The organism is Clostridium sp., from assembly GCF_040797585.1.
Taxonomy (GTDB): domain Bacteria; phylum Bacillota; class Clostridia; order Clostridiales; family Clostridiaceae; genus Clostridium_Z.
The window spans coordinates 1-1914 of the sequence record NZ_JBFNEO010000314.1 but is presented as its reverse complement, the minus strand read 5'-3'; the positions used below and the strand labels follow the sequence as shown (position 1 = coordinate 1914).

The window sequence follows — 1914 nt, the reverse complement described above, 5'->3', positions numbered from 1 at the left end:
GTATTATCTTTACTATTTTCAAAAGCCCTTGGAGTGGTAAGTCTTTTAATAGGGCTTGTGCTATTTGGATATTTCCTTAAGGAAAAAAACACATTAAGTCTTTATGAAGAAAAACTTAGAGAAGAAAAGAAAAAACAAGAAAGATTACATATTATAAATGAAGACATTAAAGTGATAGAGAATGAGTTAAAAGAGATTTCTAGTAGGCTTTCAGTAAAAGAGTATAGGGAAATATATGTACTTCTAAAAAAGTATGATGATTTTTTAGTGAGGAAAGATAGACTAAAACAGCTGCTTCAAGATAAACTAATACTTCTTAGTGATTATGATGTAGAAGAGGAAATGGATAAAAATAATAAATTTTTAAGATTTATATTGGAGCATACCTCTTGTGTAAATGAAGAAGAGTTCTTTAAGAATTATGAAAAGTTTAATTACCTATATAAGAATTATGAGGAAGTAGCAAGAGAGATTAAAGATAAAAATTCTTATTTAACATCTCTAAAGGAGACTCTACATAAGAAAAGTGAGAGTTTACAATTAAAACTTGAATCGATAAATAAATTCCATGTTCCTTTAGAAAACATAGAAGAAGAAATTAAAGACCTTAGTGAAAAACTAAAAATGAAAAGATCCATAGAAATAGAATTAAATCAAGTAGAAGGTAGTTATAGGTTACTACTAAAAGATAGAGATCTTGAAGATATTAAAAATGAAATAGAAGATATAGTGGAAGAAGAAGCAATGACTTTAGCTTTTAATAATGAGGAGGAACTTGAAGATACCTATAAGAATAAAAACTCACAGCTTTTAAATATAGAGAAGGAATTAAAGGATGTGGAGAATAGTATAAATAATAGATTCCTTAATAGACGAGATACATGGAAAATAATGCAAGAAGTAGAGTTTGTAAAAGAGGAAATAGAAAAAGGTGAGGAATATTTAGAAATTCTTGATTTAGCTCTTGAAAATTTAAAATTATCCTTTAAAGAAGTCCAAAAAACCTTCGGTCCTATGCTTAATGAGAAGGTATCCCGTATATTTAATAGTGTTACTCTAGATTCTTATAATGAGGTAAAGGTAGGGGAAGACTACTCAATGATAGCTAGAGATAGGAGTATGAGCACTTTAGTAAGTAAAGATGCTCTAAGTAGCGGAACAGAAGATCAGTTATACTTTTCCTTAAGACTTGCCCTTGTGGATATGCTATTTAAAAAAGAGGAGATAGTTCCTATAATTTTAGACGAGGCTTTTATTCAGTATGATGACTTAAGACTTAAAAATACCCTTAAGGTTTTATACGAATATTCTTCTCATAAGCAAATTATACTATTTACATGCCAAAAGAGAGAAATAGAGTTACTTAAAGAAATAGGAGAAGCTAAAGTAATATATATTTAAAATATTAAGACTAAAACTTAGATAAAGTTCAAACTCTATACTATTTAAAGAAACTAGAGAAAAAGTAGATTTTAGTTATGATGGTTTATTAAAAGATTAGATTGAATGATTAAATATGGAAAAAAACACATAAATTACTTAAGGCTTTTAAAAGTATATGGTACAATATTTATTATATATAAACTTAAAAGGTATATTGGAGGATAGGATGAATAGTAAAAGTTATAAAAAAAGAATAGCCTCTTATAATAAGCTTATAGAAAGCTTAGATAAAACCATAGATATATTTAGTTATGGAAGATTATTAGTATTTATAGTTGCAGTTATAAGTGCTATAGTATTCTTTTTAAAAAGACAAGGGAGTTTATTTATATTATCATTATTGGTATTTTCATTAATATTTTTAATAATAGTACATTTTCATAGTAAGTATTTTAATAAGAAAAAGGAAGTAGAAGCCTTAAGAGATATCAACGATATAAACTTAAAAAGAATAGAAGGACAATATATAGG

2 protein-coding genes are annotated in these 1914 nt (G+C 26.5%); both read left to right on the top strand.

All coding sequences use genetic code 11. From position 1 onward, the window contains the following. Positions 1-1401: ATP-binding protein (locus AB2369_RS13125; protein ID WP_367666919.1), on the top strand; the 1401-nt coding region annotated here is incomplete at its 5' end. 208 nt (positions 1402-1609) lie between these two features. Continuing rightward, on the top strand, positions 1610-1914 hold a 305-nt coding region (locus tag AB2369_RS13120), incomplete at its 3' end, for a hypothetical protein (RefSeq protein WP_367666918.1).